The sequence below is a fragment of the Acetobacter sp. AC2005 genome (assembly GCF_037901235.1).
In the GTDB taxonomy this organism is placed as follows: Bacteria; Pseudomonadota; Alphaproteobacteria; order Acetobacterales; family Acetobacteraceae; genus Acetobacter; species Acetobacter oryzoeni.
This window is the reverse complement of record NZ_CP149625.1, coordinates 681,188-697,541: the sequence shown is the minus strand read 5'-3', so window position 1 is coordinate 697,541 and position 16,354 is coordinate 681,188. Positions and strand designations below refer to the sequence as shown.

Annotated in this window: 18 protein-coding genes; 13 read left to right on the top strand and 5 right to left on the bottom strand. The window is 58.9% G+C overall.

Annotation, left to right across the window (positions count from 1 at the left end; genetic code table 11):
- Nucleotides 1–138 precede the first annotated feature (138 nt).
- On the top strand, nucleotides 139–699 hold the full coding sequence (locus tag QQM41_RS03275; protein WP_339077689.1) for a recombinase family protein: 561 nt from the start codon (nucleotides 139–141) through the stop codon (nucleotides 697–699).
- A gap of 79 nt (nucleotides 700–778) precedes the next feature.
- Here QQM41_RS03275 and QQM41_RS03270 read toward each other — a convergent pair whose 3' ends face one another.
- The 3 genes from QQM41_RS03270 to QQM41_RS03260 all read right to left on the bottom strand — a co-directional run bounded on the left by QQM41_RS03270 (nucleotide 779) and on the right by QQM41_RS03260 (nucleotide 4,216).
- Nucleotides 779–1,879: a Hint domain-containing protein gene (locus tag QQM41_RS03270; RefSeq protein ID WP_339077688.1), complete on the bottom strand. Its 1,101-nt coding sequence runs from the start codon at nucleotides 1,877–1,879 to the stop codon at nucleotides 779–781.
- A 608-nt stretch (nucleotides 1,880–2,487) separates the two neighbouring features.
- The gene (locus QQM41_RS03265; RefSeq protein WP_003628950.1) at nucleotides 2,488–3,831 is read right to left on the bottom strand and encodes a B12-binding domain-containing radical SAM protein; all 1,344 of its coding nucleotides are present in this window, start codon (nucleotides 3,829–3,831) and stop codon (nucleotides 2,488–2,490) included.
- A gap of 22 nt (nucleotides 3,832–3,853) precedes the next feature.
- The gene (locus QQM41_RS03260) at nucleotides 3,854–4,216 is read right to left on the bottom strand and encodes a hypothetical protein (protein ID WP_339077687.1); all 363 of its coding nucleotides are present in this window, start codon (nucleotides 4,214–4,216) and stop codon (nucleotides 3,854–3,856) included.
- 45 nt (nucleotides 4,217–4,261) lie between these two features.
- Here QQM41_RS03260 and QQM41_RS03255 point away from each other — a divergent pair, with 45 nt between their 5' ends.
- Nucleotides 4,262–6,358, top strand: coding sequence for an acyltransferase family protein (locus QQM41_RS03255; protein ID WP_339077686.1), 2,097 nt, complete (start codon nucleotides 4,262–4,264; stop codon nucleotides 6,356–6,358).
- Here QQM41_RS03255 and QQM41_RS03250 read toward each other — a convergent pair.
- Nucleotides 6,355–7,002, bottom strand: a complete 648-nt coding sequence (locus tag QQM41_RS03250) for a hypothetical protein (RefSeq protein WP_087651480.1) — start codon at nucleotides 7,000–7,002, stop codon at nucleotides 6,355–6,357. The two genes, QQM41_RS03255 and QQM41_RS03250, sit on opposite strands and share 4 nt — an antisense overlap.
- 163 nt (nucleotides 7,003–7,165) lie before the next feature.
- Here QQM41_RS03250 and QQM41_RS03245 point away from each other — a divergent pair, with 163 nt between their 5' ends.
- The 3 genes from QQM41_RS03245 to terL are packed head-to-tail and all read left to right on the top strand — an operon-like array spanning nucleotide 7,166 to nucleotide 9,363.
- Entirely contained in the window at nucleotides 7,166–7,708 is a 543-nt protein-coding gene (locus QQM41_RS03245) for a hypothetical protein (RefSeq protein WP_339077685.1), read from the top strand.
- Nucleotides 7,695–7,874, top strand: coding sequence for a hypothetical protein (locus QQM41_RS03240; protein WP_050819318.1), 180 nt, complete (start codon nucleotides 7,695–7,697; stop codon nucleotides 7,872–7,874). Before QQM41_RS03245 ends, QQM41_RS03240 begins: the two co-directional genes overlap by 14 nt.
- Before the next feature lie 34 nt (nucleotides 7,875–7,908).
- Complete coding sequence (terL, locus tag QQM41_RS03235; protein ID WP_339077684.1) at nucleotides 7,909–9,363, top strand: phage terminase large subunit; 1,455 nt, start codon at nucleotides 7,909–7,911, stop codon at nucleotides 9,361–9,363.
- Here the strand turns inward: terL and QQM41_RS03230 are convergent.
- On the bottom strand, nucleotides 9,360–10,511 hold the full coding sequence (locus QQM41_RS03230) for a rhodanese-related sulfurtransferase (RefSeq protein WP_196332521.1): 1,152 nt from the start codon (nucleotides 10,509–10,511) through the stop codon (nucleotides 9,360–9,362). The two genes, terL and QQM41_RS03230, sit on opposite strands and share 4 nt — an antisense overlap.
- Before the next feature lie 59 nt (nucleotides 10,512–10,570).
- On the opposite strand from QQM41_RS03230, the gene QQM41_RS03225 reads away from it, so the two are divergent.
- From QQM41_RS03225 to QQM41_RS03190, 8 genes are read left to right on the top strand one after another with little or no spacing between them, the layout of a single operon-like run.
- On the top strand, nucleotides 10,571–11,950 hold the full coding sequence (locus tag QQM41_RS03225) for a DUF1073 domain-containing protein (protein ID WP_339077683.1): 1,380 nt from the start codon (nucleotides 10,571–10,573) through the stop codon (nucleotides 11,948–11,950).
- Entirely contained in the window at nucleotides 11,947–12,948 is a 1,002-nt protein-coding gene (locus tag QQM41_RS03220) for a DUF2213 domain-containing protein (RefSeq protein WP_339077682.1), read from the top strand. The genes QQM41_RS03225 and QQM41_RS03220 overlap by 4 nt, the downstream gene beginning before the upstream one ends.
- A 38-nt stretch (nucleotides 12,949–12,986) precedes the next feature.
- Nucleotides 12,987–13,487 (top strand): hypothetical protein, encoded by a 501-nt coding sequence (locus tag QQM41_RS03215; RefSeq protein ID WP_099540931.1) that lies wholly within the window; start codon nucleotides 12,987–12,989, stop codon nucleotides 13,485–13,487.
- Nucleotides 13,487–14,524, top strand: coding sequence for a major capsid family protein (locus tag QQM41_RS03210; RefSeq protein ID WP_339078143.1), 1,038 nt, complete (start codon nucleotides 13,487–13,489; stop codon nucleotides 14,522–14,524). The genes QQM41_RS03215 and QQM41_RS03210 overlap by 1 nt, the downstream gene beginning before the upstream one ends.
- A 49-nt stretch (nucleotides 14,525–14,573) precedes the next feature.
- Entirely contained in the window at nucleotides 14,574–15,053 is a 480-nt protein-coding gene (locus tag QQM41_RS03205) for a hypothetical protein (protein ID WP_408874571.1), read from the top strand.
- Complete coding sequence (locus tag QQM41_RS03200) at nucleotides 14,987–15,433, top strand: DUF4054 domain-containing protein (protein ID WP_408874570.1); 447 nt, start codon at nucleotides 14,987–14,989, stop codon at nucleotides 15,431–15,433. Before QQM41_RS03205 ends, QQM41_RS03200 begins: the two co-directional genes overlap by 67 nt.
- Nucleotides 15,424–15,804, top strand: coding sequence for a hypothetical protein (locus QQM41_RS03195; protein ID WP_339077678.1), 381 nt, complete (start codon nucleotides 15,424–15,426; stop codon nucleotides 15,802–15,804). The genes QQM41_RS03200 and QQM41_RS03195 overlap by 10 nt, the downstream gene beginning before the upstream one ends.
- On the top strand, nucleotides 15,765–16,343 hold the full coding sequence (locus QQM41_RS03190) for a hypothetical protein (protein ID WP_408874569.1): 579 nt from the start codon (nucleotides 15,765–15,767) through the stop codon (nucleotides 16,341–16,343). The genes QQM41_RS03195 and QQM41_RS03190 overlap by 40 nt, the downstream gene beginning before the upstream one ends.
- Nucleotides 16,344–16,354 lie beyond the last annotated feature (11 nt).

Below are 16,354 nucleotides of genomic sequence, written 5' to 3'. Positions count from 1 at the left end.
AAAATAGGCTGTTTTTGGTACGGATTGTTTCTATATGATGAAAGCGGTGCTATAAGGCCGCCGAAAAAGTTTGAAACTTTTTTGAAAAACAAGGAAATTTTATCAAATTTCACACGAAGATATTATCTGCACATGGAGATGATTATGAGTATAGGATATGTGAGTGCAGATTGCCCATTTGTAAGCCGGGATGAGCAAAAAAGGATTCTGGAAGAATCAGGATGCCAGTTTATATTTACTGGCTCTTTTTCAAAAAATGGATCTTCTTTTTTGCACTTTGTGGCACGGCAGAAGATGGGCGCACACATTGCTGTGGCGCAAATGGACTGCATTGTAAGCAGTTGGCGGCATTTGCGTGATATTATCTTGCAGGTTCAAAAACAGGAGTGCACGCTGGTTTCCCTAAAGGAGCCATGGGTGAACACATGTGCAAAACATGGCCCGCTGATGCTGGACGTGCTGAGCGGGCTGGAAAAACTTGAAAAACGCTTTATACGCCAGCGTATGTCTACAGGCAGGCACAAGGCCATGTCTGCCGGGTGCCGCATGGGGCGGCCCAGCAAATTAACGCAACAGCAGTATGAGGCCGTGGCGCAGGCTTGTGCCCAAGGGTGCACGCTGCGTGAAATTGCTGAAGAATATGATGTAAGCATCAGCATGATTTCGCGGTTATTAAAAAAGATACCCCGCCAATCATGAACGATACGTTCTGAACCATAGCCCCGCAAAAACACGGGGCCATGATACGGAACGTATTATTTTTTCAAAACCTTGTGAATTACTTGCCGTTTTTACGAGGGCCGTGGAAATCATGCTTCATATACGGGATGGTATCCAAAATCTGGATAGATAAAAGCCCCATCTTGTTCTGGCTGCGCTCTGCCATCATGGGCAGGTGGGCGTGGCCATCTGTCCAGCGCCCGGGTTCACCATCATGTTCGTGCCAGCCCTTAAGGTCTTTCTCCATATGTGAAGAAATCTTGCGGGGCTTTCTGTTTTCCTGAAGGGTGATATTGCCAACGCGTATGCCAAGGCGGCGCTTGTCTTGCACATATGGGGCAATAACATCTACCGGCCTGCTTGCGCGGGAGGAAAGATGCACCTCATGCACGTTGGGCGGCAGCATGAACATGGCCAGATTGTTTTGCTCCCGCATTTTGCGGATAAGCTTGCCGGTATCTGTAATCAGGCTGAGGTCATGCTCATGCGTGATTTCGGGCGGGGTATATTGCGCATGCCGCAGGCCGCGGCTTTGTGCGCGCGCCAGCAGGCGGTGGTACAGTGCGGCCACAACCTCGCGGTCTGTTACCACGGGGGCATCTGTGCGGGTGTGCCAGTGCGTGTTGTTGGGGCAGGGGGGCAGTGCGCTGGCCACCAGCAGCCCTTCGGCCACAATAATGGCGGGGCCACCCGTTTCTAGCGGGTAGGCGGTGTAGCGCTCAAACGTGTGGTCGTAAAAAATGGAAAGCCGGTTTACCAGCAGGGCTGCGGGCACAAACTTGTTTTCAAAAAACAGGCACTGGTCTGGCGTTAGCAGCACATCCTGCGTGGGCAGGCCATCTGCTATGGCATCTTGCAGCACGCGTATGGGGTATCCGGCCTCATCTTCCGGCAGGCCGGGCAGCACGCAAATATGCTGGGCCATAACCTTGGTAACCGGGGCAGGCGTTTCTGCCATTTCCGGGTCATACGTTACAAGCACATGGCCGGGTGTAAGGCTTTGTACAGGCTGCGGCCCGCTTTGGGTATGGATGTTGGTATCATGAAGAACGCCGGGCACAGAAATATCTGGATGACGTGCCAAGGCGCCCTCGGGAAGGGTCTGACCGGATTTGTCGTGAATGTCATGCACAACCGCATGGCGGGGAAGCGCTGTCATTTCTTCCTTCTGACTTACACCACGGAAAACAACTTCCGTATCTGTGCTTCAACGTAAAATGTTCCTTGATCCTGCGAGAACAAGGCGCATCCAGAACTTTTTTCAAAACCTGAGGAATAAGGCATACATGCCTAATGTGTGTTGCAACTGCATCCATCAGGCCTTGATTGCGCCATACTGTACCAGCCATAAAAATTTTGCCAAGTTATAAAAGCAAATAAATTACCCGGAAGCTTAGTTTATCATTTTAGTATGTTGTGTATATGTAAATCTAACTTAAGTAAAAATATCAATAATTCAAGTAAAGCAAAAAAGTAATACTGAAATGTATTAAAAATTATACAATTTTTTTGTGATATATTTATGAAAAGTGCCTTGGTGTAAAAGACACGGGAAAGCTAAAAATTGAAAAACCGGAAATTATAACAGCAAGATGAATATTTTTTTCCAATGCGGGGGGATGTGTAAATGTTTACCTAACGTGAAGTTCGGTCTGATCTGTCACTTCCGCGTTATTTATGCAAATAAAGTATATCTGGAATGCGTGAATCAATGAGGCACCCATGCCATTCCCCCACCATTGGGCGGGGGAATGGGCTGAACAGGGCTTAGTAAATATCGAAATCGTTATTGCCGGTGGAGGAAAAAGCCATGCGGCGTTCTGTAAGATCCAAAATCCACGATGACATATCAGACCGGGTGCGCGGCGGAAAAGGCAGCCGCTTGAAGATGGAGCGCATGGAGTAGAACTTTTTATACATCCACTGAATGCGGGCTTCCATTTCCTTGGGGGAGCAGTTCTTGGGCCAGATCTGGCAGATCTGGCCGGGCCAGCGGTCAATTTCTGGCGCGTTGATAATACGGCCTGCCTTTTCCATACGGTTAAACAGCGCCGTGCCCTTGGTGGGGGTAAGAATGTTGAAATACGCCGCAGGCACCTTGTGTTCCTCCAGAAAGGAGATGGTGGCGCGGTAGATATCGTGGTCTTCATCATCAAAACCGAAGATGAAGTTGAGCGAGTAGCTGATATCGCGCTGGCGCAGGTTTTCAAACATTTCGTGGTAGCGGCTGGCTTTGTTCCAGCCTTTGCGCATGCCGTCCAGAATATCCTTATCAATACTTTCAATACCGATATTCACGTGCATCACGCCGGATTTGCGCGCCAGATCCAGAAACTCCTTATCCAGACACAAATTGGAAGACCACAGGGTGGACCAGCGAATGCCCAGCGGCACCAGCCCTTCCATCAGTTCCATGGCGCGGCTTTTCTTGCCGCCAAAGTTGCTTTCACCAAAAAAGAAGTGGCTGCCACGGTTCTTGATAAGCTTGAGCTCATTTACCATTTCGTCCACCGGGCGCCAGCGGTAGCGGCCGCCAAGGTAAAACCGTTCGGAGCAGAAATCGCACACAAACGGGCACCCGCGGGAGGATTGCACGGCAAAGGTGCGGAAGGGGCCAAACTTTTTAAGGTCCAGCAGGTCATACCTTGGGGCGGGCAGGCCGTTCAGTTCCTTAAGCGGTGTGGCGCGGTAAATGCTTTTCAGCCGGTTGGCGGCGGCATCTTCTAGCATTTCCTTCCAGATGGGTTCGGCCTCACCCACGCCCACGGCATCTACGTGTTCGGCGGCTTCTTCGGCGTTAAAATACACATGGGGGCCACCCATAATGACTTTTACGCCGCGTTTACGAAATTCCTTGGCAATATCGTAAGCGCGGTAGGAATGGAGCGTCCAGGCCGTAAGGGCCACAACATCCACCGGCGCATCAAAATCTATATCTTCAAGCTGTTCATCCAGCAGCGTTACCTTCCACTCTGGCGGGGTCAGGGCGGCAAGGTACGGCAGGGCAAGCGGCACCATCTGTCGGCGCTTGGTTTTAAACAGCGTTCGGTCTGTAGGGGCTTTATAATGCGTGGGCTGAATGATCAGAAGGCGTAGGTCATTTGCTGGCATGTGGGTATCAGGATCTGCTGGATTAAAAGAAAAAATGGGCAGATGGTGCCCCTTTGTTACGGAATATACATAAGCAGGGGTGGGGGGCTGTCCACCTCCGCTCAAGCATGGCGGATGTGTGCCCACCGTAACCAAACGCAGCCCCTAAGCTGGCCTGCGGGGTGGCGGTAAGGCGCAGCGTGCGCCGTAATAACAGGGATGCACGCAGGGCATGGATTTGGCATATCCATGCGTTTCCCGCAATGCGGCGGAACCGGGCTTTTGGCATGGCTCCCATGCCTGTAGTGGGGGCCGTGGCGGGCTGATGGCCCGGCGGGTGTGGGGGCACAGCCGGGGCCGGGCACGTGGTGGCATAAAACCTGCGTGTAGGGTGGGGGTGCAGCATATATAAGGGGCACTGGCGTATGGGCTGGCGGCGTAAAGGGGCGGGATGATCGGGTTTGGCTTTTTGCGGCCTGTTATGCAGGTGGCGGCGTGGTTTTGGCCCGGCAGTGCGGCCCAGCTTGCGGCCCCGCCCAACAACGCCGGGTGGCGGGCAGATATAGATGGCCTGCGCGCGCTGGCTGTGGTGGGGGTGGTGGTGTACCACATCTTTCCCGCCGCGCTGCCCGGTGGCTTTGGCGGGGTGGATGCGTTTTTTGTAATCTCCGGCTTTTTAATCAGCGGGCATCTGGTGGCGCATTTTGGGGCGGGGCGGTTTTCTGTGGCCTCGTTTTTTGCGCGCCGGGTGCGCAGGCTGGCCCCCGCACTGCTGGTGGTGCTGGCCGCCACCCTGCTGGCCGGGTGGTTTACCCTATTGCCCACCGAGCTTGCCGCCGTGGGGCTGGATGCCGCAGCGGGTGCGGCATCTGTGGCCAACCTGCTGATGTGGCACGCCCAAGGCTATTTTGACCGCGCTGCGGTGCTCAAACCCTTGTTGCATTTATGGTCATTGGGGGTGGAGGAGCAGTTCTATCTGGTCTGGCCGCTGGTGCTGGCGCTGGGCTTTGCCGCGCGGGTGCGCGCAGGCGTGCTGGTGGGGGCCACGGGGGCGGCGTGCTTTTTATATAGTCTGGCGTGCAGTGTGTGGTGGCCGGGGGCCGGGTTTTATTCTCCGCTTAGCCGAGGGTGGGAGTTCATGCTGGGGGCAGGCCTTGCCCTGCACGGTGTGGCGGAGCGTGGGCCAAAGGGTGCAGCGCGTGCCACCCCGGCGCAGCCTGCACCTGCGGGCATGGGCCGCATGCTGGCGCGGTGTGCCGCTTTGCTGGGCACAAGCTGGGTGCGCAATGGCGCGGCCATTATGGGGCTGGCCTGTGTGTTGGCCGGGTTTGTGGTGCTGCGGCCGGGTGTGGGCTTTCCGGCACCTTGTGCGCTGTTGCCTGCGGGGGGCACGGCATTGCTTATTTGGGCAGGCGCTGGCGCGTGGGTAAACCGGCACGTGCTGGCTGTGCGGCCCATGCGGGCAGTGGGGCTTATCAGTTACCCGCTGTATCTGTGGCACTGGCCGCTGGTTTCCTGGTTTCATATTGTGCGCGGGGCTGGGGTTATTCACAACAGTGCGGGGTTTGCGCTTATGGGCGCAGCACTGGTGCTGGCGTGGCTGACCACCAGGTGTGTGGAAAACCCGTTGCGCGGCGGGCATTTTCGGCAAGGCAAAACGGCGGCCCTTGTGGGCGGCCTGGTGGCTTTATGCGCGGCGGGGCTGCTGACGTGGCATACTGCCGGCTGGCCCGCACGGTTTGCGCACACCCCTGCGGGCACAGATCTTTCTGCCATCAATCTGGCGGTGCGCGATGGCATTTTTGCCCCCACACCGCATATGCACATCACGCACGAAAACGGGCTAACGGTGGCCACCATAGGCCATGCGGGCCACCCCATCATGTTTACGGGGGACAGCCTGCTTTTTCAGTGGGGGCCGAGGGTAGAGGCACTGTTGCAGCAGGGGCGGCTTAAGCACACGGTTATATTTGTAGCAGGCCCCAGTTGCAGCCCCTTTGCGGGTGAGGTTTATGAAAAATCCTTTGCATATTGCGGTAATATGCAAAACGTGCAGCAGCGCATCATGCAACGGCAGAATGTGCAGGCCGTGGTGGTGGGGGCGTTCTGGCCGCGTGTGCTGTTGCACACACCGGGCACACAGGCACAAAAACAGGCGGCTTTTGTGCAGGATATGCGCAGCCTTTCGGGCAATGGGGCGCGGCCTGTGTGGCTGGTGTTGCCCACCCCGGCAGATGCACGCTTCAGCCCCGATAAACTGGTGGCCCGTAGCCTGATGCATATTGGCGTCAACACGGCCTTGCTGGAGCAGGGTATTCCCACCCAGCAGCTCCGTAACGATATGGCGGCGGATACGGCGTTTGTGCAGGCCCTTGCCACACAAGCGAGGGCAAAGGTGCTGGATGCGTGGCCCGATATCTGCGGCACTGGCCCGGCCTGTGCGGTTATTACCCCGCCAGCCACGCCCAAATATGCAGATGACAAGCATTTAAGGCCCGGCTTTGTGCAACAGCACGCCACGTTTTTGGATGATGTTCTGGCCCGTTAGGGCGTGTTCCAGCCCAGCCAGAAATCCGGGGCATCGTTCCACTTGGCCAATATGGGGGAAAGGTGCCTGCGGGCCTGAAAACAGCCCATGGCAAAACCTGCCGTGCCATCGCACGAATCGTTGCGCTGGTGGGTGGCGCCCTGCATCCAGAACAATGCGCCGCGCTTGCGGTCTCCGCTCAGCCCGGCAATCCAGCGGTTCCAGATATGGCGGGCGTTCTGCCCTTCATGATACGCGGTCATATCCTGCGCGGGGGCGGGGGGCATGGCCATGGCGGGCGGCATAACGTGGTAGGGCTGCGCGCCCGGTGCCGGGGGTGCGGTGTTAAGCGCATAGGCCACACCCGGCGGCATGTGCCCACCGGGCGGAGGTTCCAGCGGCACGGGGCCAGCCAGCAGCAGCATGGCAAAGCCCGCCGCCGCAATGCCCACAAGGCTTACCAGCCCAAAACGTATGGCGCGCGTTGCATCTGAAGTGTGTGAAATGGGCTCAACCGAGACAGCACGCAGCGCTTTTTCTGCTTTTTTCTGGCACCGGGCGCTGCAATACGGCGCGTGGGTGTTGGTGTGGTAGATACGGTCACACCATGCACAAGCTTTGTCCATGACCTCCCCATCACCCATTCTGCCAAGATTTTCTGTCACGCGCGGCGCACTATAACAGTGTTCGATATATTTGCCAGTCCTGATTGGGAACAGTTCTTAACTGTGTGTTCACATACTGGTTTGCCTTGTTTTGACAGGCTGCGTGGTCAGTCCTAATTCCCGTTCATCATCCCAAAAATTGTAAAAAACCAAGGACATTCCTATGCCTACAGCAGTGCGCAGGGCAAAGCTGGCCTGTGGCGCGGTTTTGCGTGGCGGGGCCCGGTGGTGGGTTGTGGCGCAGGTTGTACCTACGGGTGTGGTGATGTGCCCGCTGCTATGCACCCCGCGCGACCATCACCGGGCAGATATTTGCATAGGTTGGGCGCAAGCCCTGCTTTTGGGGTGCCCCGCGCAGGCCGTGCTGCGCTGCCGCCCGGTATGGCGCGGCACTATGGCGGGGTTGGCCTGTGTGGGCCAGCTTAACCCGCCCACATGCCAGCGCATGGTGGCCGCCCTTGCGCGGGAGCACCACCACCATCAGCACGAAACAGACCGCCCGTTTATAGCCCACGGCAGGGGCGTGCGGTCTGGATCTTCCTTTGTTCAACAGGGTTGGATACGTGGCCATGCCCCGCAAGACAGCAGCACCCGCGCAGGGCGCATTAGGGCCATCAGCTTTGGCCCCGATGGCGCGCCGCAAAAGGCGCAGCACAAAACCCGTAACCCCGCTGGATATCTTCACCCGCATCATGCAGGGGGATGAAAGCATAACAGACCGCCAGTTTGATGCCGCCAAGGTGGCCGCGCCCTACATGCACCCCAAGCTTTCGGGCCTTGCCACAGATGCCCTGCCACGCCGCAGCGCAGATGCCTTTACGGATGAGGAACTGGCCGCCCTTGCGCAGGAAAACGGCGTGCCGCCGCCTTAATGGTTTGTAGCTGTTATTTGGAAAAAACCCTTTCATGCCCCACGCTCACTGCCAACCCGCACGCGCCATGCAGGCGGGCCGGGTGGCGCGGGCAGAACTGGCACGCAGGCAGGCCGCACGCCAGCATGTTCTGGATTTTGCCCGCTATACACTGCCAGATTACAAAGCAGGCGCACATCATGCCCTGCTGGCCCGCACGCTGGAGCAGGTGGAGGCCGGGCGTATTACGCGGCTGATGGTGTTTATGCCGCCCCGGCACGGAAAATCGGAGCTGACATCTCGCCGCTTTCCCGCTTGGTATCTGGGGCGGCACCCCAAGCGGCAGATTATCGGGGCCTCTTACGGGGCCACGCTGGCGCAGGATTTTGGGCGCGATGTGCGCAATATTGTGGCGTCCTCCCGCTATGGGGCGTTGTTTTCTGCAACAAAGTTGGCGGCGGATAGCAGCGCGCGTGATGTATGGCACACCGCACAGGGCGGAGGGTACACCGGCATGGGTGTGGGCGGCGGGCTAACAGGCCGTGGCGCGCATCTGGCCATTATAGATGACCCCGTAAAGGACAGGCAGGAGGCCGAAAGCCCCGCCCGCCGCGCTGCTGTGCTGGACTGGTACCGCGCCGTGCTGCGCACCCGCCTGATGCCCGGCGGCGCCATTGTGCTGGTGATGACACGCTGGAGCATGGATGATCTGGCAGGCCGCCTGCTGGATGACATGCACAACAAAACGGGTGAGGCATGGCATGTGCTGGACCTGCCCGCCCTAGCCACCGCGCATGATGCGCTGGGCCGCATACCGGGGCAGGCGCTGTGGCCGCAGGCGTTTGATACGGCGGAACTTGCGCGGATACGTCAGGCTGTGGGGGAGCGGGAATGGGCTGCACTGTACCAGCAAAACCCGGTGCCGCTTTCTGGCAATCTGTTCCACACCCACATGCTGGGGGTGCAGGAGGCCTTGCCCGCAGCATCTGGCCCCGCCGTGCGGAGGTGGGATTTAGCCGCCACCCGCCAGAGCGGCAGCAACAACCCGGATTGGACAGTGGGCGTAAAAATGCACCACCTGCCAGATGGGCGCTTTGTGGTGGCGGACATTACCCGCCTGCGTGGAGACCCCGCACAGGTAGAAGCCGCCTTGCTGGCCACCGCCGCGCGTGATGGTGTGGGGGTGGACATTGTGCTGCCGCAAGACCCCGGGCAGGCCGGTGTGGCGCAGGCGCGGTACCTTACCGGCAGGCTGGCCGGTTACAAGGTGCGCTGCGTGCGTGAAACAGGAGATAAAGCCACCCGCGCCGCCCCATTTGCCGCGCAGGTAAATGCTGGCAACGTGCTGCTGCTACGCGCCCCGTGGGTGCATGCGTTTACGGAGGAACTGGCAGCCTTTCCCGCCGCCACGCATGATGACCAAGTGGACGCTGCCGCCGGTGCCTTTGCAGCGCTGGCAGAGGCACACCCTCTGCCGCGCTTTGGGCCGGATTTTCTGGCCCGTATTTAGTGTGCGTGCTGCTGGCGCAAAGCCTGCTGGCGGCGCTTTTCTTCCTCACGCTGCTGGCGTTTGCGGGCGCGTTCTTCCGCCATGTTGGCGCCTAAATGGGCCTCGCCACGCTGTGCGGCCAAACGGGCTTGGCGTTCACGCTCCGCATGGCGGGCGCGGCGGGCTTCATCCCACTGGCCGTAGCAGTGCGGGCAGGATACGCCGGTTTCAAACTTGGGGCTGGCTTTGTCTTCCGCCGTAATGGGCGTGCGGCAGGCGTGGCACAGTTCCAACTCACCGGGTTTAAGGCCGTGGCCGACTGTTACGCGCTGGTCGAACACAAAACATTCACCCCGCCACAGGCTTTCTGCCTCTGGCACGGTTTCCAGATACTTCAGGATACCCCCTTGCAGATGGTACACCTCATCCAGCCCTTCGGCCTTGGCAAAGGCGGTGGATTTTTCACACCGAATGCCCCCGGTGCAGAACATGGCCACACGCGGCTTGCGGCCCTTTGCCAGAAGTTCCTCACGGTGTTGGCGGAACCATGCAGGAAATTCCCTAAAGGTTTTAATCTGCGGGTCTATTGCGCCTTCAAACGTGCCTACGGCCACTTCGTAATCATTGCGCGTGTCTATCAGAATGGTGTCGGGGTCTTTTAACAGTTCGTTCCATTCTGTGGGGGGCACGTAGGTGCCCACAATGTGGTTGGGGTCTGTGCCCTCCACACCCATTGTGACAATTTCCTTTTTCAGCCGCACCTTCATGCGCAGGAAGGGCATTTCTGGCGCGCGGGAGAACTTGACCTCAATATCCGCGCAGCCGGGCAGGGTGCGGATATGCGCCAGCACGGCCCCAATACCGGCATCTGTGCCTGCAATGGTGCCGTTAATGCCCTCGGATGCCAAAAGCAGAATGCCCTTTACCCCGTTGGCGGTGCACACATCCTGCAACGGCCCGCGCAGATCAGCCGGGTTTGCAAATGGGGTAAAGCGGTAAAGGGCCGCCACGCAAATGGGCAGGGCTGCGTTTTGGGTATCGGGCGTGGGGGCAGTGGGCTGGGCAGTCATGCTCGGCAAGTTCCTTGGGCCTGTTGGGTGATTGCAGATCATCCGTTCCGCGCCACGGCTTACAGCACCGCAATCAGGTTGCATTTCAATGCCGCCCATTTACCCGCCAGCAGCGGGGGCAGACAAGTTTTTTTCCAATTTTTAACTAAGGGCAGGGTATGTCTGGTTTGTCTTTTTCTTCCCGCGCCTGGCTGGGGTGGTGGCAGCGTTTGCGCGGGCAGCGTGCCCCTGTGGCCCTGCCGCGTAAGGAGCTGGTGCTGCCCCAGGGGGCCTTTGCGGCAGATGTGGCCAAGGTGGCCCCGGCAGCCGTGGCGCGGGCAGATGTGTTTGCCCCGTACCGGCCCCCGCGCGGGGTGCGGGCCAATAACAGCACCGCCCCGCTGGCCATGGATAGTGCCGCCACACAAAACGCCCCCGGTTTGCTGGACTGGCTGCGCACTGCCGTGGCAGATGGGGTGGTGTTTCCCGGTTATGCACGGCTGGCGGAAATGGCCCAGCGGGCGGAATACCGGCACATGGTGGACACCATTGCCACCGAGGCCACGCGGCAATGGCTGGTATTTACCTCTCGCTCCGGGCAGGGGGCGGGCAAGGCAGACCGCATTAACCAGTTGGAAGCCGAGTTTACCCGCCTGAATGTGCGCGATGTGCTGCGCCGCATGGCGGAAATGGACGGCCATTACGGCATGGGCCTGCTGTATGTAGATACCGGGCTTTCCCCCGTGGCGGGTGGTTTGGCATCCCCCTTGCTGTTGCGGCCAGAAACCTTTCGCCAAGGCAGTTTGCGCGCCCTGGTGCCGGTGGAACCGGTTTGGACAACCCCCGCCGCGTATGAAACCGCAAACCCGCTGCACCCTGCCTTTTACAAACCGCAAAGTTGGTGGGTGCAGGGCACGCTGTTGCACGCCACGCGCCTGTTGCGGTTTTGCGCGCGGGAGGTGCCGGATATTCTTAAACCCGCTTATAATTTCGGCGGGGTTTCCCTTACGCAAATGGCGCGGCCCTATGTGGAAAACTGGTTGCGCACGCGCCAGAGTGTTTCGGATTTGCTGAATGCGTTTTCCATTGTCGCTTTGTCCACCGATATGGCGGCCTATGCGCAAGACCCGGAAGGGCTTTTGGCGCGGGTGGAGGCGTTTAACCGCTTTCGCTCCAACCGGGGCACGTTTGTGCTGGATAAGGAGCGCGAAAAGCTGGAACTTCTGGCTGCGCCCCTTGCCGGGTTGGACAGGTTGCAGGCGCAGGCGCTGGAGCAGATCTGCACCGTGGCGCAACAGCCGCTGGTAAAGTTTGCCGGTATTTCCCCTTCCGGGCTGAATGCCTCGGCTGATGGAGAAATCCGGGTTTTTTATGATCGCATCAGCGCTTATCAGGAATCCTTCCTGCGCCCCAACCTTACGCACATTCTGCACATGGTTATGCTGAACCTGTGGGGCGCGGTGGATACGGACATTACGTTCACCTTCCGCCCGCTCTGGCAGATGGATGAGGCCGAACAGGCGGATATAGACGCCAAAAAACAGAGTATGCCACCATGAACACACGCAATACCGGACAGGCCCGCGCCAGCCCGCACGCCACTGTTGCGCCCGATACGCAGCCTTTGGCGCTAGACAGGGCCAGCGTGCGCCGGGTGGATGCAGATGGGCATTTGCACATTGCGCACTGCATTTTCTCCGCCGCAACCATCAGCCCCTATTATGGGCGCGAAATACCGGGTGCCGCCGCGCTGGGCCTGAAAGATGATGATGTTTACAACGTTTTTCGCCCGCCCGATGCACTTATGCGTGCCGCTCCCAGCCTGTGCGGCAAACCGGTGCTTATGCAGCATACCCCCGTAAGCGCGCAGGATCACCCAGCCAGCATAACCGTTGGCGCGGTGGGTAGCGATGTGCGCTTTACCCCACCCAACCTGACAGGCAGCCTGACGATATGGGATGCCACAGCCATTAAGGCCATAGAAAACGGCACACAGCGTGCGGTTTCTGCCGGGTATCGGTACACGGCCATCAGGCAGGCGGGCACCTATATGGGCACGCACTATACGCTGGTTATGGCGGATATTGCCTTTAACCATCTGGCCCTTGTGGCCCAGCCCCGCGTGCCTTCCGCCATTATTGGTGATGCCGCGCCAAACCCCAACATGCCTTTTAACAACAGGAGCTTTCAGGCCATGCCTGATCAAACGCCCATTACCGTTGCGGCCATGGATGCCGCCATTGCCCAGGCCGTGCAGCAGGCGGAAGAACGCGCCGTGCGCCAGATGGCAGACCTACACACAGCCCGCGCCGCCGTGCGCCCCTTTGTGGGCGATGTGGCCATGGATAGCGCCCCCGCCATTTACGGTTTTGCCTTAAAGGAAGCGGGTATTGATGTAACGGGTGTGCCCGAACAGGGGCTAAAACCGCTGTTTGAAAGCTTTGCCCGCATGCAGCCGCGTGCTGGTGGTAGTGCCCCCGTAATGGGGCAGGATGCCGCAGCCACACAGGGCTTTCGGCAGCGCTTTGGGCTGGAACGCATTGGCGTGCGCGGCTGAAAGCCCTTTTTATTTTACGTATGATACAAGGCAGATAAATGTCTTTTCAAAATCAGGTTAACATCCAGCCAGCGCCTGCTGTGCCGGGTGATTTTGCATCCCTCAACCCCACGGCCACCTTTCCGGCGGGTGAGGGCGCATTGGTGGCGGCTGCCGGTGGCTGCACAGTGGCCGCCTTTGGCTGGGTGCAGGCCGATGGCGTAAGCGTGGCCAACATGCCGCCATCTGGCAGCACTGCCGCGCCCGATGGCTTTGTGCATCGGGATCTTACAGCCCAGATCACGGATTTTACGGCATCGGAAAGCATGGTTATTCCGCAAGGCTTTCCCGTAACGCTGTTTACGGCGGGGGATTTTTGGGTGCAGCCCACCACGCAGGCCACGCCGGGGCAGGCAGTTTTTGCCAGCTTGAGTGATGGCACCATCAGCACCGCCGCCACAGGCAGTTCTGTAACAGGTGCGGTGGCCACAGGGTTTTTTGTAGCTTCCGCCGGTGCTGCGGGTGAGCTGGTTCGGATTTCTACATGGATGCACGCATAATGCTGACTTCTCATTCAGAACTGGCGGAACTCAACCGCCTTGGCTTTGTGGTGCCCGATGCGCGCGGCCTGATTGGCGCCGAACATCTGGTATCAGACACCATGGCGCTGGATGCCCAGCCCGCGCTTTCCACCACTGCCAATGCGGGTATTCCGGCTTTTATGTCCGCCTGGGTGGATACGGGGCTTATCAAGGTGGCCTTTGCCCCCATGCGCGCGGCCGAACTGCTGGGCGAGGTGCGCAAGGGGGATTGGGTTTCTAAAACGGCCGTATTCCCCATGCTGGAAACGGCAGGGGAGGTTTCCTCCTACGGGGATTGGAACCAGAATGGCACGGTCAGCCTCAACCCCAGTTTTCCCGAACGCCAGTCCTACCACTATCAGGTGTTTGTGGCGTGGGGTGAGCAGGAACTGGCTCTGGCCGGGCAGGCACGCCTGCAATGGGCCGCCAGCCTGCGAGAGGCCGCAGCACTCAAGTTGAACAAGTTTCAGAACCAGACATACTTTTTGGGCATCAGCGGTCTGAAACTTTACGGGTATCTGAATGACCCGCGCCTGCCTGCCGCCATTACGCCTGCCACCAAAACCGCAGGCGGCACTGCGTGGGAAAACGCCACCCCCGAAGAACGGCAGGATGACGTAATTGCCCTTATCAACCAGCTACGCAAACAAACGGCCGGGCTGGTGGATACGGATACGCCAATGGTGCTGGGCCTTGCCCCAACCCGCATGGGTTTGCTGACACGCCGCAACAGTTTTGGCCTTTCCGCCCTGACCATGCTGCAAGAAACTTACCCCAACCTGCGTTTTGTGCAGGCTGTGGAGTATGGAGATGCCGCCGCCAACGGTGTGCAGACCATGCAGATCATGGCCGACCATGTGGATGTGCAAAAAACCGCCGAAGCCGCGTTTACAGAAAAACTGCGGGCCCACGCGGTGGTAACCGAGGCCTCGGCATGGAAGCAGAAGCTCTCCCAGGGCACATGGGGGGCCGTTATTTACATGCCCGCAGGCATTGCCACCATGACCGGCCTGTAAAACACACAGCCCATACATAGTGCACGCACATATAAAAACGGAAAAACACATGGCAACATCATCAACAGTTACCGTTGGGTGCAAACTTCCCAACGGGCTTGTGCTGGAACTGGCAGGCCAGCGGCACGAGCTGGCAGGCGCACGCACGGCCAAGGCAGGCGGGTATGGGCTTACCCCCGTGCCGGCAGATTTCTGGCAGGCATGGGCGCAAAAATACGCAGGCTTTCCCCCGCTGGAAGCCGGGCTGATTTTTGCCCAGACCACGCCAGAAAAAGCCGCAGGCCAAGCAAGGAACAAGCCAGCCTGCGCACGGGTATGGAACCACTTGACCCCGCAGCACCAGCCCCCGGCATTACGCCCGCGTAAGGCCAGAACTTCCGTTATCTTGCAGCATGTAAAAGGATGTTTTCCATGCCGGAAAATCAGCCAATGCAAGCGGCTGGCTTACCTTCTGCCTGCAACATGGCGGAAGATGGGGCCGTTGTGTTTGATGCCGCAGCCTTTAAGGCCCGCTACCCCAACCTTGTAGCCAGTGCGGGGGCAGATGCCGCCAGCGCGTGTTTTGCGCGTGCCGGGTTGTTTTTGCACAACACAGGCACATCCCCCGTGCGCAACCCGGCCAAGCGGGCAGAATTGCTTATGCTCATTACAGCGCATCTGCTCCAGCTTGGCATCAATAGCGGGGCGTATGGCACAGGCGCGGCAGATGGCACCGCCGCGCTTGTGGGGCGCATTACCACCGCGCGCATGGGCAGCGTGCAGGTGCAGGCCGATATGGGTGCGGTTTCCCCCACACAGGCGTGGTGGGTGCAAACACCTTATGGCGCAACCTTTTGGGCGGCATCTGCCTTTTTGCGCATGGGGCGCTATGTGCCGGGCTGGCCGCAAAGAGTGGTTTCATGGCCATGAACGCGCTGTTCAACATGGCGCTGGGGGCCACGGCGGCTTTGTTGCCATCTGTGCCCGCCATATTGCGTGTGAACACGGGTTACACAACCGCGCCAGATGGCAGCACCGCGCCAAGCTTTATGGATATTGCCGTAACAATCAGGGTGCAGCCCGTGCCCACGGCTGAACTGGTGCAAACCGATGGGCAAAACCAGAGCATAATTCAGCGAGAAATCTATATGCCCGGCACCATTTGCGGGGTGGAGCGCGCGCATCAGTTTGGGGGCGATGTGTTTGTGTTTGATAACGCCCACTGGCTGGTAACGGCCCAGCCCGAGGCATGGGGCGGGCAATGGTGCCGCGTGCTTGTCACCCAACAGGTGGCGGCATGAGCACCCAGAGCAAGAGCGTGCAACAGCCAGGTGAGGCACAGCTATTTGCCGCCCTGCGTGCCTTTGTGCTGGAAGTTTTGCCCACAGGCACAACCGTTTTGCAAAGCCGACAAAACCGCACGCCACCACCGCGCGGCATGTTGGTGCTTATCACACCGCTTTCTCGCCAGCTTATTGGCACGGGCAGCACACGCTATGGGCCGCAAAGCTGCACCCTGTTGCGGCAGGAGCAACTGGCCACCCAGATCAGCCTTTTTGGCACCGGGGCAGCAGATGCCGCGCAAACGTTGTTTGCCCTATGGCGCGATGCATGGAGCACCACGTTTTTTGCAAACCTTGCGGCACAACAACACGGCATGCCGCGCCTGGCCCCCTTGTACGCAGATAATGCCGAATGTCTGCCCTATGTTAACGCGCAACAGCAATATGAACCCCACTGGCAGCTTAGCCTGCACAGCCAGCTTACTTTTTCCATTACCCTGCCAGCCGCCACAGCCACTGCTGCCACAGTGCACAGCGTGGCCGCAGACAGGCTTTGAAATGCGAGTGA